Annotated in this window: 24 protein-coding genes; 15 read left to right on the top strand and 9 right to left on the bottom strand. The window is 57.6% G+C overall.

Annotated features, from left to right (window positions below):
• Window positions 1-4 precede the first annotated feature (4 nt).
• Window positions 5-1,114: a zinc-dependent alcohol dehydrogenase gene (locus tag FHS21_RS16450; RefSeq protein ID WP_183663053.1), complete on the bottom strand. Its 1,110-nt coding sequence runs from the start codon at window positions 1,112-1,114 to the stop codon at window positions 5-7.
• Window positions 1,115-1,267: 153 nt separating this feature from the next.
• Between FHS21_RS16450 and FHS21_RS16445 the strand changes: the two genes are divergently transcribed.
• A complete protein-coding gene (locus FHS21_RS16445; RefSeq protein ID WP_112531621.1) occupies window positions 1,268-1,564 on the top strand; it encodes a hypothetical protein in 297 nt (98 codons plus the stop codon).
• A gap of 16 nt (window positions 1,565-1,580) precedes the next feature.
• Here the strand turns inward: FHS21_RS16445 and FHS21_RS16440 are convergent, their stop codons facing one another.
• The 4 genes from FHS21_RS16440 to FHS21_RS16425 form a co-directional block, all read right to left on the bottom strand.
• The gene (locus FHS21_RS16440) at window positions 1,581-2,624 is read right to left on the bottom strand and encodes an amidohydrolase family protein (RefSeq protein ID WP_183663050.1); all 1,044 of its coding nucleotides are present in this window, start codon (window positions 2,622-2,624) and stop codon (window positions 1,581-1,583) included.
• A gap of 32 nt (window positions 2,625-2,656) precedes the next feature.
• Window positions 2,657-3,520: a substrate-binding domain-containing protein gene (locus FHS21_RS16435; RefSeq protein WP_112531456.1), complete on the bottom strand. Its 864-nt coding sequence runs from the start codon at window positions 3,518-3,520 to the stop codon at window positions 2,657-2,659.
• Between the two features lie 116 nt (window positions 3,521-3,636).
• The gene (locus FHS21_RS16430) at window positions 3,637-4,176 is read right to left on the bottom strand and encodes a chromate transporter (protein ID WP_183663047.1); all 540 of its coding nucleotides are present in this window, start codon (window positions 4,174-4,176) and stop codon (window positions 3,637-3,639) included.
• Window positions 4,169-4,756, bottom strand: coding sequence for a chromate transporter (locus FHS21_RS16425; protein WP_162702022.1), 588 nt, complete (start codon window positions 4,754-4,756; stop codon window positions 4,169-4,171). The genes FHS21_RS16430 and FHS21_RS16425 overlap by 8 nt, the downstream gene beginning before the upstream one ends.
• A 473-nt stretch (window positions 4,757-5,229) precedes the next feature.
• On the opposite strand from FHS21_RS16425, the gene FHS21_RS16420 reads away from it, so the two are divergent.
• The 13 genes from FHS21_RS16420 to FHS21_RS16360 all read left to right on the top strand — a co-directional run bounded on the left by FHS21_RS16420 (window position 5,230) and on the right by FHS21_RS16360 (window position 19,615).
• Window positions 5,230-6,741 carry a tripartite tricarboxylate transporter permease gene (locus FHS21_RS16420; RefSeq protein WP_183663044.1) on the top strand — a complete coding sequence of 504 codons (1,512 nt, stop codon included), beginning with the start codon at window positions 5,230-5,232 and terminating at the stop codon, window positions 6,739-6,741.
• A complete protein-coding gene (locus FHS21_RS16415; protein ID WP_112531460.1) occupies window positions 6,738-7,274 on the top strand; it encodes a tripartite tricarboxylate transporter TctB family protein in 537 nt (178 codons plus the stop codon). The genes FHS21_RS16420 and FHS21_RS16415 overlap by 4 nt, the downstream gene beginning before the upstream one ends.
• A 49-nt stretch (window positions 7,275-7,323) precedes the next feature.
• Entirely contained in the window at window positions 7,324-8,328 is a 1,005-nt protein-coding gene (locus FHS21_RS16410; RefSeq protein ID WP_112531461.1) for a Bug family tripartite tricarboxylate transporter substrate binding protein, read from the top strand.
• Window positions 8,329-8,404: 76 nt separating this feature from the next.
• The gene (locus FHS21_RS16405; protein WP_183663041.1) at window positions 8,405-10,183 is read left to right on the top strand and encodes a thiamine pyrophosphate-binding protein; all 1,779 of its coding nucleotides are present in this window, start codon (window positions 8,405-8,407) and stop codon (window positions 10,181-10,183) included.
• A gap of 33 nt (window positions 10,184-10,216) precedes the next feature.
• Window positions 10,217-11,077: an NAD(P)-dependent oxidoreductase gene (locus FHS21_RS16400; protein WP_183663038.1), complete on the top strand. Its 861-nt coding sequence runs from the start codon at window positions 10,217-10,219 to the stop codon at window positions 11,075-11,077.
• Window positions 11,078-11,175: 98 nt separating this feature from the next.
• On the top strand, window positions 11,176-12,405 hold the full coding sequence (locus FHS21_RS16395) for a cupin domain-containing protein (protein WP_210283543.1): 1,230 nt from the start codon (window positions 11,176-11,178) through the stop codon (window positions 12,403-12,405).
• A gap of 67 nt (window positions 12,406-12,472) precedes the next feature.
• Complete coding sequence (locus FHS21_RS16390; protein ID WP_210283542.1) at window positions 12,473-13,978, top strand: ethanolamine ammonia-lyase reactivating factor EutA; 1,506 nt, start codon at window positions 12,473-12,475, stop codon at window positions 13,976-13,978.
• Between the two features lie 20 nt (window positions 13,979-13,998).
• A complete protein-coding gene (locus FHS21_RS16385) occupies window positions 13,999-14,994 on the top strand; it encodes a LysR family transcriptional regulator (RefSeq protein ID WP_183663034.1) in 996 nt (331 codons plus the stop codon).
• Window positions 14,995-15,066: 72 nt separating this feature from the next.
• Window positions 15,067-15,708, top strand: a complete 642-nt coding sequence (locus FHS21_RS16380) for a YjbE family putative metal transport protein (protein ID WP_183663031.1) — start codon at window positions 15,067-15,069, stop codon at window positions 15,706-15,708.
• Between the two features lie 115 nt (window positions 15,709-15,823).
• Window positions 15,824-16,783: a Bug family tripartite tricarboxylate transporter substrate binding protein gene (locus FHS21_RS16375; protein ID WP_183663027.1), complete on the top strand. Its 960-nt coding sequence runs from the start codon at window positions 15,824-15,826 to the stop codon at window positions 16,781-16,783.
• Between the two features lie 25 nt (window positions 16,784-16,808).
• A complete protein-coding gene (locus FHS21_RS16370; RefSeq protein ID WP_112531467.1) occupies window positions 16,809-18,311 on the top strand; it encodes a tripartite tricarboxylate transporter permease in 1,503 nt (500 codons plus the stop codon).
• Window positions 18,308-18,826, top strand: coding sequence for a tripartite tricarboxylate transporter TctB family protein (locus FHS21_RS16365; protein WP_112531468.1), 519 nt, complete (start codon window positions 18,308-18,310; stop codon window positions 18,824-18,826). Before FHS21_RS16370 ends, FHS21_RS16365 begins: the two co-directional genes overlap by 4 nt.
• Before the next feature lie 30 nt (window positions 18,827-18,856).
• Window positions 18,857-19,615 carry a class II aldolase/adducin family protein gene (locus FHS21_RS16360; RefSeq protein WP_112531469.1) on the top strand — a complete coding sequence of 253 codons (759 nt, stop codon included), beginning with the start codon at window positions 18,857-18,859 and terminating at the stop codon, window positions 19,613-19,615.
• A 31-nt stretch (window positions 19,616-19,646) separates the two neighbouring features.
• Here the strand turns inward: FHS21_RS16360 and FHS21_RS16355 are convergent, their stop codons facing one another.
• The 4 genes from FHS21_RS16355 to ltnD are packed head-to-tail and all read right to left on the bottom strand — an operon-like array spanning window position 19,647 to window position 22,975.
• Window positions 19,647-19,931 (bottom strand): acylphosphatase, encoded by a 285-nt coding sequence (locus FHS21_RS16355; RefSeq protein ID WP_183663025.1) that lies wholly within the window; start codon window positions 19,929-19,931, stop codon window positions 19,647-19,649.
• Between the two features lie 33 nt (window positions 19,932-19,964).
• Window positions 19,965-21,245 carry a 3-oxo-tetronate kinase gene (gene otnK / locus FHS21_RS16350; RefSeq protein ID WP_183663022.1) on the bottom strand — a complete coding sequence of 427 codons (1,281 nt, stop codon included), beginning with the start codon at window positions 21,243-21,245 and terminating at the stop codon, window positions 19,965-19,967.
• 3 nt (window positions 21,246-21,248) lie between these two features.
• Window positions 21,249-22,025: a 2-oxo-tetronate isomerase gene (gene otnI / locus FHS21_RS16345; RefSeq protein WP_183663019.1), complete on the bottom strand. Its 777-nt coding sequence runs from the start codon at window positions 22,023-22,025 to the stop codon at window positions 21,249-21,251.
• Window positions 22,026-22,039: 14 nt separating this feature from the next.
• Window positions 22,040-22,975, bottom strand: coding sequence for an L-threonate dehydrogenase (ltnD, locus tag FHS21_RS16340; protein ID WP_183663016.1), 936 nt, complete (start codon window positions 22,973-22,975; stop codon window positions 22,040-22,042).
• Between the two features lie 190 nt (window positions 22,976-23,165).
• Here ltnD and FHS21_RS16335 point away from each other — a divergent pair, with 190 nt between their 5' ends.
• A complete protein-coding gene (locus tag FHS21_RS16335; RefSeq protein ID WP_183663013.1) occupies window positions 23,166-24,167 on the top strand; it encodes a LacI family DNA-binding transcriptional regulator in 1,002 nt (333 codons plus the stop codon).
• The last annotated feature ends 15 nt before the right edge of the window (window positions 24,168-24,182 follow it).

Raw genomic sequence — 24,182 nt, 5'->3', positions numbered from 1 at the left:
GAGGCTATTCCCAGGGTAGCAATGATGCATGGATCACATCCGGCACGCCGTGTCCGCCGACGGACCGGATGGCGAGGGCCGCGTCCTTCAACCCGAAACGGTGGGTCGTGATCTTTTCGAGATCGAAGCGTTTGGAGGCGATCTGTTCGAGAGCAAGTTCACAGGCCTGATAGCTGTGGCCTCGGGCACTCTTGAGTGTGATCGCCTTGACGGTCATCTTCTCGAGGGGAAAGTTCGGAAATTCCTTCAGTTCGCCCTGAACGAGAATGGTGCCGGCTTTACGCACCAGAGCCTCGATGCCGAGCAGGATCGGAATCGTACCTGCACCCGCCGTACAATCCAGTGAGACATCAACGCCCTTTCCGCCTGTAATCTCCATGATGCGGGCAAGCGGGTCCTCTTTCTGCACGTCGATGACGTAGTCGGCTCCGAGCGACTTTGCCACTTCGAGGCGCGCCGCGTCCTTGGTGGTTCCGGTGACGATGATGAGCGAAGCGCCCGCCTGCTTGCATATGACGGTCTGCGAAAGCCCTTGCTGACCAGGTCCCTGGATAAGCACCGTGGAATTGTAGCCGACATTGGAATCGAAAAGTGACCATTCGACACCGTTGGCCATGGGTGTTACCAGGCCTGCAAGTTCGGGTGTCACGCCTGCCGGAACGCGGTGCACCACGGCATTCCACGGCAGATAGACGTATTGCGCAAAGCCTCCCCAGAGATGCGGGGCGCGTTCTGCACTGGTATAGCCATAGCGAATACCGTCCGGATTATTGCGCCAATCGGTGTTTTCGCAATGGCGGTATTGGCCTTGATGGCACCATTTGCATTTGCCGCACATGACATAATGCTCGACGAAAACCAGGTCGCCTTCCTTGAAGCCCTTGCGCCGGGTGAATTCACGGCCTGCCTTGGCGATATAGCCGATGTTTTCGTGGCCCATGATGGTCGGAGCATTTGAGGGCGGCGTTTTGAACAGCTTGACATCGGTCCCGCAGATACCCGCCACTTCCATCTTCAGCAGCGCCGCGTCTTCAGGAATATCGGGCATCGGATATTCGCGAATCTCCATCTGGCTTGGCCCGGTGCGGACAGCAGCTAAGACTTGTTCTGTCATTTCAAACTCCCTGGAAGTTCTCGTCGCTGACTGGCGAACATGCAAGTTCTGTCAGTGGTGCGGTTCTGCGTTCAGTTTTGACAAATTCGCGTTTGTCATCCTATTTAGATGTCCGGTACCGGCAGCATTTGCGCCGGCCCTCAGGTTGAAACCATGCTCAAATCCGCTATTCCCGACCGCGAACGACTTACCGCTATCAGGCGCGTAAAGACCTGGACGGCGGAGCGTTTCAGTCTTTCGGACGACATGACAGTCTCGGTGATCGAGGTCGCTTGCGGATTGCCCGGATGCCCGCCGCTCGAAACCATCGTGACATTCTGGACCACGAGCGATAGCCGGCACGCATTTAAGGTGTTCAAACCCATCAGCGAGGTCACGCCGGAAGACTTGCCGCCATCGTGGATGAAGCAGGCCATCGTCTCGAATGGCGATGACCTGTCCTGCTGCTGAGTGCAGTGACCTCATCTCAGTTTGCCGGCTTGGCGGGATGCCCGCGTTTCGTCAGCTGCGCGTCAAGGCGCGGATAGACCCGCCGTGCATTGCCTTCAAAAATCTTGTAGCGGCTTGGCTCGTCCAGTGTCGCAAGCTGGTCGATATAGCGCTTGGTGTCGTCATAGTAATGGCCGGTTTCCGGATCGATGCCTTTAACCGCGCCCAGCATTTCCGAGGCGAATAATATGTTGTCGACCGGGATGACCTTGGCCATCAGTTCGATGCCTGGATAGTGGTAGACACACGTGTCGAAGAAGACGTTCTTCAAAAGGTGATCGGCCAGCAGCGGTTTCTTCATCTCCTGCGCAAGACCGCGATATCGGCCCCAATGGAATGGTACTGCGCCGCCTCCGTGCGGTATGACGAATTTCAGCGTCGGAAAATCTTTGAAAAGATCGCCCTGTATGAGCTGCATGAAGGCTGTCGTATCGCCGTTGATGTAGTGCGCGCCTGTGTGATGGAAATTCGGGTTGCACGATGATGTCACGTGGATCATCGCCGGCACGTCGAGTTCGCAGAGCTTTTCGTAGAGCGGGTACCATTGAGGATCGGTAAGCGGCGGATCCGTCCAGTAGCCGCCGGACGGGTCGGGATTGAGATTGACGCCGATGAATCCAAGCTCGTTAACGAGACGCTCCAGTTCCGGAATACAGTTCTTCGGGGGAGATCCGGGATGCTGCGGCAATTGACCGACGGCGGCGAAATTATCGGGGAGCAGTTGGCAGATCCGGTAGATCAAATCATTGGAAAGTGTGGTCCACTGCATGCTGACAGCCTCGGTTCCCACATGGTGGGCCATACCCGCAGCGCGCGGCGAAAAGATCGTCAGGTCGCTGCCGCGTTCGCGTTGAAGCCTGAGTTGCGGCTCGACGGACTGGCGCAGCATGTCATCGGTGATGCCAAGATCCGTGCTCGTCGGGCGCCGCATGGGATCAGCGAGGCCGGCCAGCTGCTTGTCCCTGAACTGGTGCAGTGCCTGGGGTTCCGTGGTGTAGTGACCGTGAATATCGATGATCATGAAAATTGCCCAAGAATGAAGTTGTGTTGGATTCAGATTTTCCAGAAAAGCTCATCGACTTCGTAGGGTCGTGAACTGAGCCGTTGATCGAAGGCGTAGTCGAGCAGCGTCTGCATTGGCTTGCGTGTCGCTCCCAGTCCGTAGGGCAAAGCAGCTGTCCCCTTGGCACCGGATTTCACCCGCGCCTCTTCAAAGAGCGCCATCAGTTCACCGCCAAGCCAGGGATGCTGTTCGAGAAGTTCTTTTCTGACGGAAACGATGTGGTTGACCGGGAATATTCCCGTTTTTTCGGACCACTTCAGTGCTGCATCTTCTGCATCCCGTATGACAGGACGCACATCGGCGGGATCGACATTGCGTTCACCCATGATTGCTGCAAGTTCGCCCGACAGCAGGAGTTCACGCAGACCCTTGCCGCTGGTGTTGCGGACCGCATTTTCCGGATCCCTGTATTCGGCGACATGGGCATCTTCCATGGTCACCCATGTGATGCGATTGAGGTCCACGCCATATTCCGATTTGAGAATACCGCGGATCCAGACGCCGGTGGTCTGTGTATAGGCGCGCACGCCAACCTTCTTGTCTTGAAGTTCGGCCGGATCGCCGAGGTCCGATCCTGCAGCGCAAACCAGATTGTCGTGATGCAGCCTGCGCCAGAGCGGGATGGGAAGCGCTGTAATGGGTTTGCCCAGGTCAACGGCAACGAGGTGGGTCGTCAACGCCATCTCGCTGACATCGAGATCCCCGCCCCGGACCATCGTCCGGAAAGCCTTCGGCAGGGGATCAAACTCCTCGAACTCCAGTTTGAGACGCGGCGATTTTACGCTGCCATCCTTGAGCGGCCGCCCGTGATCGTGCTTGCCAAGGGCTATGCGTAATACCAGTGGTTCGACCATTTCTGCCTCCTCCCGCAGCTTTAATAAAGATAGCATGTTCTTCTATGAGGAACTGCGTTCTATTTTACGCATAATACCGCGAATTGCGCGCCGGTCAATTGCCGAGAAGGGCGTAACTAGATTTTGCCGGCTGCACTCAGGCAGAAATAGAGCGCTCCAACGGTGCCAAGGACCGGATAGGGACCAACCCTTGTGAGTGTGAGAAACGCCGCGGCGGCGAGAGTTGTAGCGATTTCGAAAAGACTCAGCCCCGCAGACTGCGAAACCGCCAGCCCGCCTGCGACGATCAACCCAACTGCAATCGGTGTCAGCCCTCGTTCGACGGCGCGTCCCCACGGGGAAAGGCGATGTTGCTGCCACCAGCTGCCAAAAATGCAGATCAATGCCGAGGACGGAATGAAGATCGCCAGCGTGGCGATGACTGCACCCCAGAAACCGCTGATCCCCCAGCCGATCAGCGCCACAATGAGCGTGCTAGGACCGGGCGAGGCGCGCGAGATGGCGTAGAGATCAGTGAACTGGCGGCTTGTCAGGAGGTGCTGCACATCGACGGTCTGGTGCTGCAAGCTGGCAACGATGGTCTGACCCCCGCCAAAGGAGACGAGAGAGAGCGGAACACACAAAAGGACGAGGCCGAGGAGCTTGTCGTCATCCATGCTTTTTGTCCCTGCTCAACAGGTAGGATACCAGTACGCTGGGCGGAATGCTTGCGAAGACGACTGGAACGAGCGGCCAACGCAACACACCAACCATGATAAATACGGCTAGTGCAATAATAATGGGTAGCGTCTGTCCATGCAGTCGCCGCGCCGTCTTCATCCCCATCGTCAGCGTCGATGCTATTCCGACGCAGGCAAGTCCACGCAGAACCGAATGCGTCTCGGGATACGCACTCAATTGCCGGTAAACCGTGCTCAGCAGGATGATGACAGTGAAAGCCGGCGCCACCATCGCGAATGTGGCAATGATGGCCCCTGGAAGGCCGCGCAATTTCAGGCCGATATAGACCGCGAGATTTACCGGATTGGCTCCTGGCAATATCTGGGCGATGGTTTGTGTCTGCAAGAAATTCTCATCGGTCATCCAGCCGCGCCTTTCGACGATCTCCCGATACGTCCAGGCTGCCATTCCTCCGCCAAAGGACGAAGCACCGAGTTTGAGAAAGGACACGAGCAAGGATCCGAGCGATGCGTGCGGCTCCTCTGGTGGGCTCGATGCGTCGACACGTTGTTCCAAGAAATCTTCTCCCCGCCGCAAGGCCAGCTGCCACCCGATCTCACCTGATATGCTGAAGCGGCGAGGGCGCCGATGACACTGATTGGAATCTTTGTAGCCGTGATGCCGGGGCACACAGACTTATAAAAATCACATAAAAACTTTGCCTCTAATGCAGAGGAAGTCCACGCTATTTCGCCTTAGCGGCCAACTAAGAAAAACTTAGTGCGTTGGGATTTCCCCTTATCTTCCGTGCGGCGGCGACAAACTCGTCAGCTAAGCCGCTGCGCCAGCCCACACAAAAACAACTGGTCTGAGCGTAATATTTTGCTTTGGACAAAATGCATCGGATTGACCCTAATTGGAGAGCCGCTGCCGTTTTAGCCAGCGCAATAACCGTGCATGCGCCCTGCTCGTGGAGGAGCTTAGCAGCAATTGCATGACGGACAGCAATCCAGGATTGCCGTTCGTTGGATGGGAGGATTGATACTGCAATGATCGACACCATGTTTGCCGCGCTCTACGGCCTAGTGAGCTCGCCCCACATAATGGGCCTCATGCTGATAGCCGTGATCTTCGGATTGCTGGTCGGTGTCACGCCGGGTATTGGCGGGAAGCTTTCCATCGCAATGGCCATTCCATTCGTCTACGGCATGGACAAGGTTTCAGGAGCGGTGTTCCTCCTGACGATGCACGCCGTAAACGGCACCAGCGGCCAGATATCCAGTATCATGTTCGGCATACCCGGTGACGGTGACGATGCCGCGACGACTCTCGATGGATATCCGCTAGCCAAGCAGGGGCAGGCGGCGCGGGCACTCGGTGCCAGCATCACTGCATCCGGCGTCGGGGGCATCATCGGCGCGATCGTATTCGCCATCATGATACCCGTTCTCGAACCCGTCATCCTGATGTTCAGTCCGGCAGAGTTCTTCTTGATCGCGCTTCTTGGTATCAGCTTCATCGCGTTTCTTTCCAGCGGCAAGAAGATCGTCAAAGGCCTGATCGTCGGCTTTTACGGCTTGATGCTGTCTACGATTGGCATGGACCCGATCACGGGTACGCCGCGCTATGCCGGCGACATGCTGTTCCTGTGGGATGGCGTCAGTCTCGTCACCGCCGTACTCGCTCTTTTTGCAGTGCCGGAGATGATCGCGCTCAGCACCAAGGGCGGAGCCATCTCGGCGGTGCCAATGGATAAGGGCTTCAACTATCAGCAATTGCTTTCGGGCGTCATGGAAGTGCCGCGCCATTGGTGGCTCGTCCTGCGCACGTCGGTAATCGGCGCTGTGATCGGCATGATACCGGGCCTTGGCGGTTCGACTGCTGCCTGGCTTTGCTATGGCCATGCAGTGCAAAGTTCGAAGACGCCGGAGCGTTTCGGCAAGGGCGCTATCGAAGGTGTGATCGCGCCTGAGACCGCAAGTAACGGCAAAGAAGGCGGCTCGCTGCTGCCAACCCTCTTCTTCGGTATTCCCGGAAGTTCCGGAATGGCCGTTCTGCTCGGAGCGTTCCTCATTCTCGGCATCCAGCCGGGTGCGACGATGGTCACGCAGCACCTTGACCTCGTCTGGACGTTAATATGGGCATTGGTCGTCGGCAATCTGATTGCGGTCGGCATCCTGCTCGTCGTTTGCCGCTGGGTCGCAGTGCTTACCTTCGTCAATGGCCGCTATCTGGTGCCGTTTATTCTCGTCTTCGTATCACTTGGCTGCTTCGTCAGCGATTATCAGTGGCAAAATCTCATCATCCTCGTGCTGTTCAGCGCGATTGGGTATGGCTTCCTTCGGGCCGGGTGGCCACGCTCGCCTTTCGTGATCGGTCTCGTTCTTGGAGGCAAAGCCGAAGCGTCACTCAATCAGGCGCTGCAGCTCTGGGGTTACAGCTTCTTCCTGCGTCCCATCTCGCTTGTCCTGATCGCCATGATCGTTGGACTGATGGTCTATGCGTTCTACCGCAATTTCAGGCCGCATCGCGCCAATTCAAGTGTTGGAGTGAACCTATGAAACAGCTCAGCTTCAGCACCTGGCTTACCTTCGTCATGCTCGCGATCTTCGGCACGATGGTGGCAATGGCTACTCAGTTCCCGCCGAACGCACGGTTCATGCCATTCGTGGTCGGCATTCCGGGCATCGCGCTGTGCCTGCTGCAACTCGGCATGGATCTGTTGCGCGCACCTGGCAACCAGCTGGCCGAAAACTTCCAAGCGGCATCGAAAGCTGGCGTGCCGGCCAATCTCGTCCCCGAGGAAGAGCCGGAGTTCGGTCCGCACACCGTGTCGGGCGAACTGACGATGTGGGCTTACTTTGTCGGCTTTATCGCGGCGGTCCTCGTCTTCGGCTTCTATATCAGCGTGCCGGTGATGTTGTTGTCGTTCCTCCGCAGGCAGGCCGAGGCGAGCTGGAAGTTCGCACTGTTCCTCGCGGTAACGGCGACAGTTGTTCTCTACTCAATGTTCGGCCTGCTCTTACACGTACAGCTCTTTCACGGCTTCCTGACGCCAATCGTTTTGCGGGCCCTGGGGTTCGAAGTGAGTTAACCGACTAAATATCTATTCAACAAAAGGCAGTAAAAAGGGAGGGAATGGAATGATCAGACAATCAATTCGCACGGCAGTTTTTGGTGCCGTCTTAGTCGCCGGGCTCGGGTCCGCGATAGCGCTGGCGGACGATGCCGCCGACTTCTACAAGGGTAAAACCGTTACCTATATCGTCGCGACGGCCCCCGGCGGCGGTTACGATACGAATGGCCGTCTCATCACTGAGTTCATGCAGAAGCACCTGCCGGGATCGACGTTCGTCGTGCAGAACATGCCAGGCGCCGGCCACCTCATCGGCACAAACTATATCTATGCTTCCGACCCGGACGGTCTAACCTTCGGTACTTTCAACACCGGCCTTATATATGGACAGTTGGCCGGCGATCCCGGCATCAAATTCGATCTGACCAAAATGTCCTGGATCGGCAAGGTATCCTCCGATCCGCGCGTCATAGTGGTTTCGAAGGATTCCGGAATCACGAGCTTCGATCAGCTGAAAAACCTGAAGGAACCGATAAAGTTTGCGGCCGCCGGTGTTGGCAGCGCGTCGACGATCGAAACGACGATGCTGGTCAAGTCGATCGGCCTGCCAATCCAGGTCATCACCGGCTACAACGGCAATGAAGATCAGCTGGCGATGCGCCGCGGCGAAGTGCAAGGCATCGTTGGGTCGCGCTCGACGTTCCAGCAGTTCGTCGATGACGGAAATGGCAAGTTCATCGCGCAGATCGGCGGCTCCGAGTCCGACGTTCCGCAGCTTGCCTCGATGGTTACGAGCGAGGAGGGCAAGAAGGCCATCGCGCTGGTTGAATCGCAGAGCGATATTTCGCGATTGACCGCTGGACCTGCGGGCATTCCAGCCGATCGCCTGAAAGTGCTGCGCGACGCCTATGCCGCGGCAACGTCCGATCCCGAATTTATCGCCAAAGCCAAGACGCTCGGTCTGCCGCTTGATCCGCTGATCGGCGATGCCGTGGGCGATTCGGTGAAAACGGCCATGGATCAGACGCCGGAAATCGTGCAGTTCCTCAAGGACTCGCTGAAGAAGGAATAGCAGAACTTTCTGCCGACATGGGGCGACCGGACCACCCTGGTCGCCCTAAATTTGCTCAACTGTACAAGGACTGAAGATGGATAGCTCGGCGCCAACAGCATCAGTGACGCAGAATGACGGACTCGGGTGGCAATCCGATATTATCGCTGACCTGATCAAGCAATACGGGTTTCCCTTCATAACGCTCAATCCTGGCGCCAGCTATCGCGGGCTGCATGATTCACTCGTCAACCACAATGGCGATGAGCCGCCAATGCTGCTGTGTCAGCACGAAAAAATCGCGGTCCAGATAGCGCATGGCTACGCGAAAGCGTCCGGCCAGCCTTTGGCTGTCATTGTACACAATGTCGTCGGTCTCCTGCACGCCACCATGGGTATCTACTACGCCTATACGGATCGCGCCCCGGTCTTCGTTATCGGCGCTACCGGGCCGATGGACGAGGGCAAGCGGCGACCCCGGGTCGATTGGGCCCACTCGGCGAACGTTCAGGGGACGCAGATCCGCGACTATGTGAAATGGGATTATCAGCCGGGCGGCATGGGCGGCGTTGTGGACAGTTTTGCCCGCGCTTACTCGATCATGATGACCGAGCCGCAAGGCCCGATCTACATGTGCTACGATGCCGCCTTGCAGGAAGCGCCGCTATCCGAACCGATTGCGTTGCCATCGCTGAAATCCACGAAAACACCGAGCCGGATCGCTCCCGATCCCGCCGCACTTGAAGAGGCCGCAGACCGCTTGGTCGCAGCGGATTGGCCTGTGCTGGTGCCGCAATTCGTCGGTCGCGACAAGAACGGCTATTCGGACATGGTTGCCCTTGCGGAAACGCTAGGCGCCCCCGTCGCCGACACGCAATGGCGGCTTAATTTTCCAACGGAGCATTCGCTCGACATGCGGATGAACCGGGATGTCTTCAAACAGGCCGATCTCATTACCCTGCTCGACTGCCGGGATTGGGAGCGGCCAACGCACGAAAATGATCGTATCAATCGTACGCTGAAGCCGCTATTCCCCGAGCATTGCGAGTGGCTGGATATTGGCTTTGCCGACATCGAGATTTCGAAATGGGCAACCGACTATCAGCGGTTTCCCGAATGCGCGCAGCGCGTGCTCGCCGATACGGCTCTTGCCCTGCCTGCACTGACATCGATCATTGGCAAGCGTGCCAGGGATGACGCGAAACTTGCCCGGAAAATTACGGAACGCGGGCAGGCTGTTGCCGAAATGCATGACGCACAGCGGGCGAAATGGCGTGAACAGGCAAAGGTCGATTGGGATGCAAGCCCGATCACTTTGCCCCGGCTCGCCACCGAAGTCTGGAACAAGATCCAGCACGAGGATTGGGTTTTAACGACCAACGCATTCGAGGACTGGGCGCTGAAGCTCTGGGACTTCGATACCCCCTACCGCTGGCCCGGCAAGGCGCTCGGAACAGGAACACAGATCGGCATGGCGACAGGCGTGGCGCTTGCCCATCGCGGCACCGGGCGTCTCGTTGTCGATTGCCAGACCGATGGCGATTTGCTGTTCGATGTCGGTGCTCTTTGGTTTGCGGCAAAACACAAAGTGCCGTTCCTTTGCGTCATGCACAATAACCGCGCCTATTACAACGATTGGGAGCACCAGATCACCGTGGCGCGCCAGCGAGGAACGCCCGTCGAACGCGCCTATATCGGCATGGACATCATGGATCCTGCCCCGGACTTTTCCACGATAGCCCGCGGATTTGGCTGGTACGCCGAGGGCCCGATCGAAGATGCCAAGGACATCGCCAGTGCGCTCGACCGGGCGATAGCGCAGGTCAAAAGCGGTGTTCCCGCGCTGATCGACATCATCACCCAACATGCCGGGTGAACCGTTGGAGTATCGACTTATGGGGAGGCAGACATGAGGGTTGGAGTCGTGGGAGTTGGAGAGATGGGGCTGGCGATGGCCGGCCACATACTCGACCATGACATCGAAGTTGCTGTCTTCGACGTCAACCAGGAAAAACTCGGAAAGGCTCGCGAGCGCGGCCTCGCAACGAAGGAAAGCCTCGCCCAACTGGCCGATGTGGCGGATGTGTTCATTCTTGTTGTGGCAACGGATCAACAGGTGATCGACGTTTCGCAGGAACTGGCCGAAAACGCCGCCGACGGAGCTATCATCGTCGTAGCCGCCACTATTAGCCCCGAGACAATGCTCGAGCTCGGACCGCAGATCGAAGCCAGGGGCAAGCGGTTTGTAGACGCGCCTGTCGTCTACGGAGCCTCAGGCGCCCGCGAAGGTACCCTGCTTTCGCTGTGCGGCGGTTCGGAACAAGATATCGAGCGCATTCGGCCAGTATTGATGAGCTACAGCCACGACCTCATTCACGTAGGGCCACGCGGAGCCGGTCAGATTGCCAAATCCTGCAACAACCTCCTGCATTGGGTTCACTGCGTGGCCAACTTCGAGACGCTGCTGATCGCCAAGCGTTACGGGATCGATGCACAGCGAATGCGCGAAGTGCTCCTGCAATGCCCGGGAACCAACGGCACCCTCAGCCGGTGGGACAGCACGCGCTTCACCTGGCAGGAAAAGGATATGGACGTGACGCTGGACCTTGCCCAGAAGGGCGGCCTGATGCTGCCGCTTTCCGGACAAGTCGATCAGATCATCAAGACGTTGCATGCCGATGATGTCAAAGCACTGCTGTATGGGCCTGAGGCAAGCTATCTCGGCAGGGTGGTGCGGCCATTGTCCGCGTCGGAAGGCGGCGTTGGCTGACGGGAAGACGGTTTTTCCGAAATGGCGATAGCGAAGCCCCGGCCAGAAACGGATACTTCCGCAATCAGGAATAGAAACGTAAATCGAGAGTGAGTTCTATGGCGACCAGTGCTGAAAAAGCGACGACATTTGCTTCCGAACCCGTTGCGGTTCAAGACCCGAACAATTCGAAATTTCTCGTTGATCCTTACAAGGATTGGTCGACGGGTGAGGGAATCCCTATCCATTTCGATTTTGGTCACGACCTGCTCGAACTTGAGACAGGACCATGGGATCGTTACGATGCCCGCGGTTGTTTTGCGCATACCGTAGGTATGGGCGACTTCATGGCCAACTATGTCATCGAGGTTTTGCCCGGGCGCAAGACCAGTCCCGTCAAGCACCTCTATGAAGCATTCTTCTTCGTACTCTCCGGATATGGCTCGACGACAGTCTGGCTACCGAACGGCGAAGTCCGGACCTTCGAATGGGGACCGAAGGCGCTGTTCGCCATACCGCTGAACTGCACCTACCAGATACACAACGGATCGGGGCGCGAACCGGTGCGGCTGTCCTGCACCAATGATGCACCACTGAGCATCAACCTTTATCACAATCTGGATTTCATCTTCAAAAACGACTTCGCGTTTCCCGAGCGGACCGGGCAGTCGAAGCACTTCGAAGGCGAAGGCGTGCTTTATTCCTACGGGAGCGAGTCAGCCCGCAAAATCCAGAATGTCTGGGAAACCAATTTCGTCCATGACCTCACCAGCTTCAAGCTTTACGAGTTCGAAGGACGAGGCAAGGGATCGCTCAACGTCAACTTCGTGCTCGCCGACGGTACGATGCACGCGCACGTGTCACAGATGCCCGTAGGCCGGTACAAGAAGGCACACCGCCACGCCGCGGGTACACATGTTCATGCGGTCGATGGTACGGGCTATTCGCTGCTCTGGTACGAGGGCGAGTCGGAGTTCAAGGAGTTCCCGTGGAAGCACGGCTTCATGTATACGCCGCCATTCTGGATGTATCATCAGCACTTCAACACGGGGCCTGAACCAGCGCGCTATGTCGCGTGCAGCTTGGGGAGCCGACGCTACCCCTTCATATCACTCCGGCGTAAAAGTGCGGAGGGCAAGGGCGCAACGTCTGTGAAGGACGGCGGCCGCCAGATCGAGTACGAGGATCAGGATCCGCGCGTCCATCGCAAATTCCTGGAGGCGCTCAAGGAGACGGGCGTGCCGTCTGCCATGGGCGACACCTTCGACGAAGCCGCAGTATTGGCGCTGCCCAAGGAATCGCTGACGGGTGTCATCCAGACCCCTGTTTTGGTGGGACCGGCCATCTAGTTCTTCGTTGAGGAAGTCGCGCTGACCGGTGCGACTTCCATTGCAATTCGTATAGCAGGAGCAACGCGTGCACGATTTTGATCTGGACCATGAGCACGAGGATTTGTCGGAATCCGATCAGCTGGCGATTTCGCGGTCGATTTGGGAACAGGAAAACCTCGAACTTCTCACAGTCGGTATCGATATCGGCAGTTCCACCTCGCACCTGCTGTTTGCCCGTATCGTTCTGCAGCGGGAGAAGGATGATCTGTCGAGCCGGTTTGTGGTTGTCGAACGCACTGTTCTGTGGCGATCGCCCATTCTCCTCACGCCCTTCCTGCCAGACGGCACGATCGATGCCCATGAGCTTCGCCATTTCTTCCATCATTGCTATCACGATGCCGGCTACAAGCGGGCCGATGTTGATTCAGGCGCGGTCATATTGACCGGTGAGGCGATAAAACGGACGAACGCCCGCGCGATCGATGAAATATTCGCGAATGAGTCGGGCAAATTCGTTTGCGCAACCGCTGGCCACAAACTTGAATCCATCCTGGCTGCACACGGCTCGGGCGCTACGGCTCTCTCGAGAAAACGCAATGCTTGCGGGCTTCACGTTGATATTGGAGGCGGCACGACCAAACTTGCGCTCATCGACAAGGGGGAAATCCTCAGCGTTGCCGCTTTCGCCGTCGGCGGACGTTTGCTGGCAAAAGACCAGCATGGAAAATGGTCTCGCATCGACGAGTCGGCAAGGATCGTCGCGCAATCGTTCGGTATAGAAATTTCCGGTGATGAATTGCCCGACGAAGCGTCCCGCCAAGCCATCACGAAGCGGCTCGCCGCGCTTGCGGTCGATCAGATTTTGGGACAGCCGCTTGACGATCTCGGCGAGAAATTGCTGCTGACCGACGCCTTGGAGAGAGCTGTCACGCCGACTTACATCACGTTCTCGGGCGGCGTTTCCGAATATATTTTTGGTTATGAGACCGAGGATCACGGAGACATCGCACAAACTCTGGCACAGGAGATCGTGGCGCAGCTGGGTCCGCGCATCGACGTGCCGGTTATCGACGCAGGGCAACGCATCAGGGCAACGGTCATTGGAGCGTCGCAGTTCACCGTTCAGGTTAGCGGCAAGACGCTCTACATGAGCGGCATCAAAGCATTGCCTGCCCATAATATTCCTGTCGTTCACTTGGGGACCACTTTACCCGAAGTCATCGACGCCGATGAGATCGCAGGGATTTTCAAGGCAAGTGCAGAACGTCAGGACCGGGATCTGTCACTACCCTTGGCTCTGGCATTCTCATGGAGTGGATTGCCGGACTATCCGCGGCTTCTGGCCATGGCCACCGCCATCAAGTCGGTAGCGGCACCGGCAGGACAGCGCGAGGAACTGCTGGTGTTGGTGATCGACGGCGATATCGGGCAGACGATCGGCCGTATTCTCGAGAAAGAACTCGATCTTGGATCAAACCTGGTTTCCATCGACGGCGTGCAGCTCAAGGATCTGGATTTTGTCGATCTCGGCGAATTTATCGACCCGCCCGGTGTGATCCCGGTCGTCATCAAGTCGCTGCTCTTTTCATGATCTGCAGCGGTTGACAGGCAATGGCAAAAGCCCAGGAACCGAGCCAGTCTGCCGGTGCTGCCCGGTCAAGTTTCGATGGGCTGGACCTCAATGACATCGTTATATTCACACGTGTCGTCCAGTATGGCAGCTTTACCGAAGCGGCAAAGATCTTCGCAAAGTCGCCGTCCTATATGAGCAAACACGTCACTCAGCTCGAAAATTCTCTGGCCCTGACACTGCTGCACCGCTCGACGCACAAGGTGTTTCTGACCGACGCTGGCAGTGTGCTGTTCGAACATTGCGTCCGGATACTCGCGGAACTCGATGCGGCCAAGGCGGATGCCAGCGGGCTCAGCAGTGAGCTGATCGGAAATCTCAGGATACACACCACACCGGGGGTAGGGCAGGGGCTGGTCGTCCCGGCCATCATCGATTTCAATACGGGATACCCTGCCGTGAAAGTGGAACTTACCGTCAGCGTGAATTCGGTGAGCCTCATGGAGCGAGGGGTGGACGTCGTCGTCGGCAGTCGTCATTTTGAAGATGATGAGTCGTTTCACAGCGGCCTTTTCGAACGCAAACTCGGCCCGGCCCCCTATGCCATTTGTGCGGCGCCGGGTTATTTTGTTCGCCATGGAATGCCGAATCATCCGCTCGATCTTCAAAACCACAATTGCCTTGTCCATATGACGCAGAAACGAGATCCCAAGATCTGGCAAATCAGATCCGATGGCGAGGATGTTGCCGTTCCTGTCGACGGAACGTTTCATTCCAACCTTGAGGGCGCGATTTTGCTCGCAGCGGTTGAAGGGGCCGGCATCGTGCGCCTGCCACTTTATAGCGTTGCTGCTGAAATCCAGACGGGGCAACTGGTTTCGATTTTTGACGGAGACGTCGTTTCTGATCGGGTGATCAAGGCATTCTATCCGAAGAGCCGGTTCGTACCAAAGAAGGTACGCGCATTTCTGGCCATCCTGGAAACCAGATTGAAGACGCGTATGCAGGACTATGAGAAATCGAGCGTCGCCAGTTAGCGCCTATATCAGGCGGACAATTCCCCAGACTGTGATGCGTTTCACCCACAACTAAAGCGAGACTACCCAACGATGCCGTTCCATTTAGATCAAGCCACCATTACCGCTTATTTCGAAGTGATTATGATCAACGTGCTTCTGTCAGGAGACAACGTGATCGTCATCGCCATGGCGGCGGCAGGTCTCGCCAACGATATGCGTGGCAAGGCCATTGCCGCCGGCATTGCAGCAGCTGCGGTCATTCGGATCGTTTTCGCGGTGACGGCGGTCAAGCTCCTCGCAATCACTGGTATCACATTCGCCGGCGGCCTGCTTCTCCTGTGGATCTGCTGGACGATGCTGCAGGAGCTACGTGCTTCTGGGGAGGATGATGAAGGTCATCGTGCAGCAGTCGATGGCGGCGGCGCGCTCGCCATCAAACCCAAGATGTTCCGCCAGGCCATCTTTCAGATCATACTTGCCGATGTATCCATGTCCCTCGACAATGTGCTGGCTGTCGCCGGGGCGGCCAAGGAAAATATGCACGCGCTGATATTCGGATTGATCCTGTCCGTTCTGGTGATGGGACTGGCATCGTCGTTCGTTGCGAAGCTCCTCAACAGATACAAGTGGATTGGCTGGATTGGCTTGGCGATCATCGTCTACGTCGCCCTCGACATGGTCTGGCAAGGTGGCAATGAACTCGCGACACTCTACGGGATTCACATAGCCTGATCGAATCGATCGAAGCTTGCCAGCTAATTTCCATGGGGCAGATAGCTAAAATTTGTTCTTGTCACCGCTAGGTCACGATGTGACGTTCCCCGCGGAGGACATGGAGGAGAGATTAATGAACAAGTTGCTCGCAGCACTTACCACCTGCGTCGGCATGGTGACTGCCCCTGTGGCGATGGCTGCGGATTTTCCGGCCAAGAACATCCAATTCGTCATACCCGTCAGCCCGGGCGGTGGTTTCGACACCTACGTGCGGGCCGTTGCGCCAATCCTTGAGCGTCACCTGCCGCAGTCCGTCAACATTGTCCCGACAAACATTCCAGCCGCGGGGGGTGCGCGGGGCGCCGCACAGGTCTATCGCGCAAAACCCGATGGCTACACGATCGGCATCTTCAACATACCGGGCATGCTTGTTCCACAGATCAGAGGCGACAGCGATCTGCAGTATGATCTGAAAAAGATGACCTGGCTCGGCAGTTTCGGGCAGGATGGTTACGGCGTCGGCGTGCCTACAGCGTCGCCCTATAAAACGGTCGCGGATTTGAAGGCACTTGATCGTCCGGTGAAATTCACCGCTTCAGGACCTTCGTCGACCGCCTATTCGGCGACGATGATTGCCACCGACATGCTTGGTATCAAGCGTGAAATCATCTCGGGTTACAAGGGCAGCAATGATTATGTGCTCGCGGTCATTCGCGGCGACGGGGATGCTGTGATCGGTCCTCTGCCGGTCATGGAGAAATTCGTCGAATCCGGCGAATTGCGGATCATCGGAACCTTCGAGGAAAAATCGTCGGTACCGGGCGCTCAAAACGCCATCGAAATGGGCCAGCCCGATCTGTCGAAACTGTCAGTCGGACGTCTGGTAGCCGGTCCTCCAGATCTGCCGCCAGAGGTGGCCAAGACCCTTTCCGAGAGCCTTATGGCGGCGATGCAGGACCCGGCGATGGCGACATGGTCGAAAGAAAGCGGCATTGCGGTCGAACCTGGCGATGCAGCATCCGCCAAGGGAATCTTGGAAGGCCAATTCAACTTCTACGAGCGCTACAGCAAGTATCTGGGCCCTGCCAACTAGGCTGTAATCTGTTCGAGGAATATCCATGCTTGATGTCGCGCTAACCGCTGCTGGCAACGTATTTACATTCCAGTCTCTGCTTTTCCTGACCATTGGAATGTTGATTGGGCTTGTCGTCGGTGTCGTTCCCGGTATGGGCGGCACCACTGCGCTTGCCGTATTCGGACCGATGACGGTCGGTCTTGATCCGTATTCAGCACTCTCGCTCGCCGGCGGGCTCATGGGCGCCGTATCCTTCGGTGGGTCGGTCACGTCGATCCTTATCAACCTGCCGGGTGGCGCTCCAAATGCAGCAACCTGTCTCGATGGCTATCCGCTCGCACAACAAGGCAAGGCAGGACTGGCGCTTGGTGCTTCCGCCAGCGCCTCGTCGGTGGGCGGGGTCATCGGCGTGTTCACGTTGTTGCTGGTTATTCCCATATCCAAGAAGATCGTGCTTGCCTTTGGTCCATCGGAATTCTTCCTGCTGGCAACCCTTGGCCTTGTGACGATCGCAGCCTGCGCACCAGGGCGCATGCTTCGCGCCATGATCGTCGGCGGCATCGGGCTGCTATTCGCGTTTATCGGCTTCGACAATGTCAATGGCGGGACGAGGTTCACATTTGGCATAGAGCATTTGTGGGAAGGCATCCCGCTCGCACCGGCGATGATCGGCCTGTTCGCTTTTCCTGAAATGATCGAGCTTTCGGCCAAGGGCGGCTCGATCGCCAAGGACAAGGGGCAGGTCGGCCTGACGGGAACACTCGATGGCGTCTGGGCTTCGTTCAAATATTGGAAGACCCTTCTGCGCGGTTCGCTGATCGGAACGCTAGTGGGGGCCATACCCGGCGTCGGCGGCACCGTTGCTGCGTTCCTCGCTTATTTCAGTACGGTTCAGGCATCCAAAAATCCGGAAAGCTTCGGCAAGGGCAACATCGAAGGCGTGATCGCACCGGAGGCCGCCAATAACGCCAAGGATGGCGGCAACCTCATCCCGACGCTCGCATTCGGCATTCCCGGTACAGCCGAAATGGCGGTGCTGCTCGGTGTTCTCGTGCTGCACGGGATGGAACCCGGACCAACGATGATCCTGCATCATGAGGCGGAGATCTACGGTCTTATCCTCACCCTTACGCTGTCGTCGATTCTCGCATCGGTGATCGGATTGATGATGGTCCGGCCTCTCGCGATGATTACGCGGCTCGATGCGCATATCCTGGTTCCGTCGGTCATTGCGATCTCGTTCGTCGGTGCCTACGCCAATAACTCGCTGCCCGGTGATATCGTGCTTGCCTTTGTCTTCGGCGTGATCGGTTATCTCTTGATCCGTTTCGATTATCCGCGGTTGCCGCTGGTCATCGCATTGGTGCTCGGCGAGCTTGCCGAACGCAGTTTCGCGCAGGCGATGATGATCTCGGGTGGCAGCTGGTCGATCTTCGTGACACGGCCGATTTCCGCGCTGCTGTTTGCCCTGATCGTCATGGCTTTGACCTATCCAATGATACGTACGCTCTTGCAGCGGCGCCATTCAGTCGAGGAAGTATCATGAGCGCTCCCCGAAAGAGCTTTTCGGCGCTTGCCGAGAATTTTGGCCCGCCGCTGGTGTTTCTTGCAGTTACGCTGATATTCATTGTCGCGGCCTATGGCTATCCTCCGGCTTCGCGAGAAGTCCCGCTTCTCATCGGTTATGTCCTGATCGTCTTGATTGCGCTGGATATACTTTCGCGGACCTCCACCTCGACCGGAGAATTGGTCCGGCGCTATCTCAACCCGGCAAGCGGATTGCCGGGCGTTCCGAAGTCGGCAGGCGATGAAGGCGAAGAACATCCTTCAGGGCAAAAGGAACTATTGGCCGTCGGTTGGGTCGCTGCATTTACAGCTGCCGTCATGATAGTCGGCATTCTCCCTGCAGTGCCGGCCTATGTCGCATCTTACATGATCGTCGAGGGCCGCAAGAGCGTCAAGTTCAGTATCCTGATCGCAGCTTCGATCGCACTGTTCCTTTGGCTCAGCTTCGAGATGATCCTCTCCATCCCCCTTTACCGCGGCATGCTGTTCGAATGATGCGCATGAAATCTATGCCCAGGAGCTACAATGACCATTAATCAGCCACCCCTGTCTGGAAGCGTTGAGCAGAAATTGCGCGAAGAGGTCGCCGCTTGTACGCTTATCCTCAACAGTCTCGACATTCTTGGCTATAGCGGCCATGTGAGTGCGCGGCTGCCGGACGGAAAGCATCTGTTGATCCAGTCGTTCGATCAAAGCCGTGCTTCCTTGCGGCGTGACGACCTGTTGATCTGTGATCTCGATGGTGTCGTGGTGGCCGGTCCGGAAGGTATTCGCGCCCCGGCTGAAGTGTACCTCCACACCGAAATACTCCGGGCAAGGCCGGATGTTCAGGCTGTCGCGCATTTCCACGATGATCTCGCAACGACGTTCACGATTGTTAAGAACCGGCCGCTTTTGCCTGTCAAAAACCATGCAATCCGCTGGGCGAGCGGTATTCCCGTTCACCCGGATCCAAGTCACGTGAGCGATGCCACTCTTGGCAGGGCGCTCGCGAAGACGCTGGGGCAAAAGCAGGCGCTGCAGATCAGGGCCCATGGTCAGGTGATTGTCGCCGAATCGGTCAAGCATCTCTTGATCGATTCGATCCACTTCGTTGAGAACGCCAAGGCATTGTACGACGCCCACATGCTGGGAGAGGTTGAGCCGCTTACGGCGGGCGAACTGGAAGACTTTGGACGTACGTTCAATCGCGACAGACATGTCCACAAGCTTTGGAAATATTACGCGGGAAGAGCGATCGACTCGGGTATTGTTCCCGCGGATTGGTCTTACGCGGCACCCTGAGCGTAGGGCAAATCATTGTAGGCAGGCAGTCCTAACTGACGATGTTGAAACCGTCAGCCGGCTGGTCGCCATCGACGGCTTCGCTGGTGACGCTCGAAACCGAAGCTGCTTGCGGTCCTTCTTTGAAGCGTTGCAGCATCGTGGATACAGCTTGTTCCGGCCCGGCGATGCGGGCGGTGACCGAGCCGTCACTGCCATTGCGCACCCAGCCGCTCAGGCCGAGCTTTTTTGCCTCCGACTGCGTCCAGTAGCGAAAACCTACGCCCTGCACCCTTCCGCAGATGTGAACCATCAATGCTTTGGGTTCGGTCGTCATCGCCGCCTCCATCAACTGCCCGCGCTATTGTCTTTAACGCATCATGGTCAGAGCGGTTGCAAAGAAGTCCTTGCCTCCAAAGTTTCCCGATTTGAGAGCCATGAGCATATCTTCCTGCGCATTCCCCACTGTACGCAGGACTGGCACGCCCGGTGCAATTTCGGGCCCGATCAGGAAAGCCGGAATGGCAAGCCGATCCACCACTGCGCCTGAGGTTTCGCCGCCTGCGACCACCAGACGCCGTACGCCCCTTGCCACGAGTTCGGCTGCGATAGTCGACGTTGCGGTCTCGATCGCATGGCCCGATGCCTCACGTCCGTATCGCGACTGGAGCCAGGAAACCGTTTCGGGTGACGCACTTGCCGCGATAGCGACAGGACCAGCTGAAATGCGTTCGCCAGCCCAGCTAAGAGCCGCCGCTATTTCGTCTGAACCTGCAATCAGCTTCTCGCTGTCAAGCCTCAGAACGGGCATGGACCGCTCGGCAACTTCCAGCTGCTCGAGTGTCGCCCGGGAGCAGCTGCCGGCAACAATGGCGGCCAGTCCGCCGACGGGACGCATGGCACCATCTGTCGTTCCCGTCTGCAATGGCACCTGACCGGATTTTACAAGAGCGCGGGCAAGTCCAAGCCCCAGACCGGATGCTCCGGTTGAGATCCCCATTTCGACCGCGACATCACCGAGTGTTTCGAGATCGCGTTCAACGATTGCGTCGGCGATTGCTGTGGTGAAGCCCTGCACGCGTAAGTCATCGAGACGCGCCTTCACAGCCGCTGGTCCGGCCGCGACCGTCGTCAGATCGACGAGGCCCACGGTACCCTGCGACTGCCTTGCCATGACGCGTACCAGATTGGCATCGTGCATCGGATTGAGAGGATGATCTTTCAGGGGGCTTTCGTTCAGCGGTTGTCCGTTAACGAAGAGATGGCCGAAATAGACCGTGCGCCCCGTCTCCGGAAAGGCCGGCGTCACGAAGACTGTCCCGCTTTCTGCTATGTTACGGAGTGCTTCAGTGACCGGACCGATATTGCCCGCATCCGTCGAATCGAATGTCGAGCAGATTTTGTACATTACGTGTTTGGCACCATGCCCCTCCAGCCATCGATACGCCTGCGATGCGGCGGACACAGCATCCGCTGCAGTCACGGAGCGGATCTTCAGCGCGACCACGACTGCATCGACGTCGGGCAGGTCCAACGCGGCGTCGGGTATGCCTACGGTCTGGATCGTACGCAGGCCACTTTTCGTCAGCGTATTGGCGAGATCGGACGCCCCTGTGTAATCATCCGCGATTGATCCAAGCAAGATAGCCATCGTCTAGCTCCGTCTGAAGGGTTCGAACCAGTTCAAGCCATCCAGTGTTTTGGCTCTCGGGATGTATTCGCAGCCGATGAAACCGCCATAGCCAAGCCGGTCGATCTCACCGAACAGATAGGGATAGTTCAACTCCTCCCCATCTGGCTCGTGGCGCGAGGGAACGCTGGCAATCTGGATGTGTCCGACGATCGGCATGAGGCGTCGCAAGGCCATGGCCACATCGCCGTGCATGATCTGACGATGATAGATATCGAACTGCAGTTTCAGGTTCGGCAGATCGAGTTCGGTGATGAGCTCTTCGGCTGCGCTGAAATCATTGAGGTAATATCCTGGCATGTTCCTCCCGTTGATCGGCTCGAGCAACAGGTCGATACCGGCTTCGGCAAGCTGGCCGGCTGTGTAGGTGACCGAGCGCCGGTAACAGGATGGGGCCGTCTCGTCATGGGGATCCGCAATGCCGGCCATCAGGTGCAGCCGCTTTACGCCGGTCGCCAATGCATAGTCGAGCGCCCGCTCCACATCCGACTTCAAGGCATCGAACCGCCCGGGCAGCGCGGCTATACCGCGCTCACCCGCGGCCCAGTCGCCCGGGGGAAGGTTGAACAGGGCTTGCTGAAGATTGTTGCGGACGAGCCTTTCGGAGATCGCTTCTGGCGGAAACTCGTAGGGAAACAGATATTCAACCGCAGTGAAACCGGCATCGGCAGCAGCGGCGAAGCGATCAAGGAACGGCCACTCGTTAAACATCATTGACAGGTTGGCGGCAAATACCGGCATCAGCGCTTTCCTTCTCAACCCTTGGGTTTCGCATCCGGCAGCCTTGCACCGGACAGGCTGGCATATATCCGTGCAAGAGACGCGTCATCATCGTGACCCATGCCGGCATCGGAGGCTGCCAGATACATTTGCAAAGCCGCAGCGACGAGCGGCACCGGATAACGCTCTGCCCGTGCCATATCCTGGACGATGCCAAGATCCTTGACGAAAATCTCGACCGTGCTGAGGGGTGTATAGTCTCCCGCCAGCACGTGCGGTACCCGGTTTTCGAACATCCAGGAGTTGCCGGCGGAAGCGGTAATTACCTCATATACCTTGTCGAGATCGAGCCCCTGTTTGGCAGCGAAGGTTATTGCCTCGCAGGCGGCGGCGATGTGGACGCCGGCTAGCAGCTGGTTGACCATCTTGAAGGCCGCACCGGCTCCGGCTGCATCGCCGAGTTCGTAGACCTTGCCTGCCATGGCATCAAGAGCCGTACGGGCAAGCTCGAAGGCCTGTCTGGAGCCTGACGCCATGATCGTCAGTTCGCCGCTCGCCGCCTTTGCCGCGCCTCCGGATATCGGGGCGTCCAGATAATGAAGGCCGAGAGCCTCGACTCGTTGCGCAAGATCCCGTGCGACAGCAGGATCCATCGTTGCGGACGAGATGAACACAGCGCCGGGTTTCATTGTAGCGGCGATGCCGTCTGGCCCGAACAGTATGGCCTCGGTTTGCGCACCGTTTACGACCACGGACACAACGATATCGGCACCTTTGGCGGCGCCGGCGGCTGTGGTCGCGCCACGCCCGCCATCCGCTATGAACCGATCGACGGCCGCGGGTGCAATGTCACAGCCGATCACGTCAATACCGGCATGGTGCATGGATTTGGCCATCCCCATCCCCATTGAACCAAGTCCGATTACCGCCGCCACAACGGCATTTTGGCGGACCGCATTGGGCTCTGACATAAACATATCCTCCGGTCTGGGGTTATCCGAGTGGCGCACCACGGGATCCAACGATCGCCCCTGAAGTGATAAACCACGGATGGCAGCGCTGCCAACCATAAAATGGTAGCGCTGCCAAAAAAACTTTACTAGGGAAGTAGTTGAGGCAAATGCTGTCTGTCGACCGCGCGTTGGAAAGAATAGAAGAGGGATGGGTACCTCCAGAAATCAGACGGCAGTAACGCTTGCGCAGGTCGCGGAGGCGGCCGGCGTTGGAGAAAGCACGGTTTCGCGCGTCTTAAGAAACCATGGCTCTTTTTCCGGCAAGACAAGGGATCGTGTCATGACAGCCGTTGAGCGGCTCGGTTATGTGCCGAACCGCATCGCCGGTACGCTGGCCTCGACCGGGTCTCGCCTCGTCGCCTTTGTCATACCGTCACTGTCCAATATCGTTTTTGCCGATGTTTTGAGAGGCGCGGGCGCAACGCTTGAGGAACATCAATATCAGGCGGTTTTTGCTGTCACTGATTATGATCCCGCAAGGGAGGAGGCGCTGGTTGCTTCTATGCTCGCCTGGCGGCCTGCGGCCGTGATGCTGGCAGGCTACGAACATACCGAGCGCACGATCAAAATGCTGCGCGCCGCCAATTGCCGGGTGGTGGAAATGCTCGATGTGGATGGTACCGCGCTGGACCTTGCCGTTGGCTTTTCGAACCGCGCCGCCGGCCGTGCGAGCGCCGAGTTCCTGTTGAAGCGTGGTTATCGCCGGATAGGCTATGTCGGCCATGATCTCGACCGCGATACCCGTGCCGGCAAACGCTATTCGAGCTTCTGCGAGACATTGAGTGCGAATGGCGTGCCGCTTGCAGATCGGGAAATTTATCGGGAGGCTTCGTCAGTCGAAAGAGGGCGTTTGGGTCTCGATCTTCTGCTGGCCAGAACCCCTGACCTCGACGCCGTCTACTTTTCCAATGATGATATGGCGCTCGGTGGCTATTTCCACTGTTTGGCGCTAGGAATTGTCATCCCGTCCCAACTGGCGATTTTTGGCTATAATGGCCTTGATCTCGGCCGGGTTATGCCGCAAGCCCTGTCGACGATACGCACGCCGCGCGTCGCCACCGGGCAGTTGGCGGCAAAGCTCATCGTGGACAACGCACCATCACAGGTTATCGATCTCGGTTTTGAGTTGATCGAAGGTGCAACTGCCTGACACCGGAGGATTCGA

Origin of the sequence: Phyllobacterium trifolii, assembly GCF_014192095.1 — a bacterium.
GTDB classification, from domain to species: Bacteria; Pseudomonadota; Alphaproteobacteria; order Rhizobiales; family Rhizobiaceae; genus Phyllobacterium; species Phyllobacterium trifolii.
Note: the sequence above shows the minus strand (reverse complement) of the source record. Positions and strands in the feature narration are given on the sequence as shown.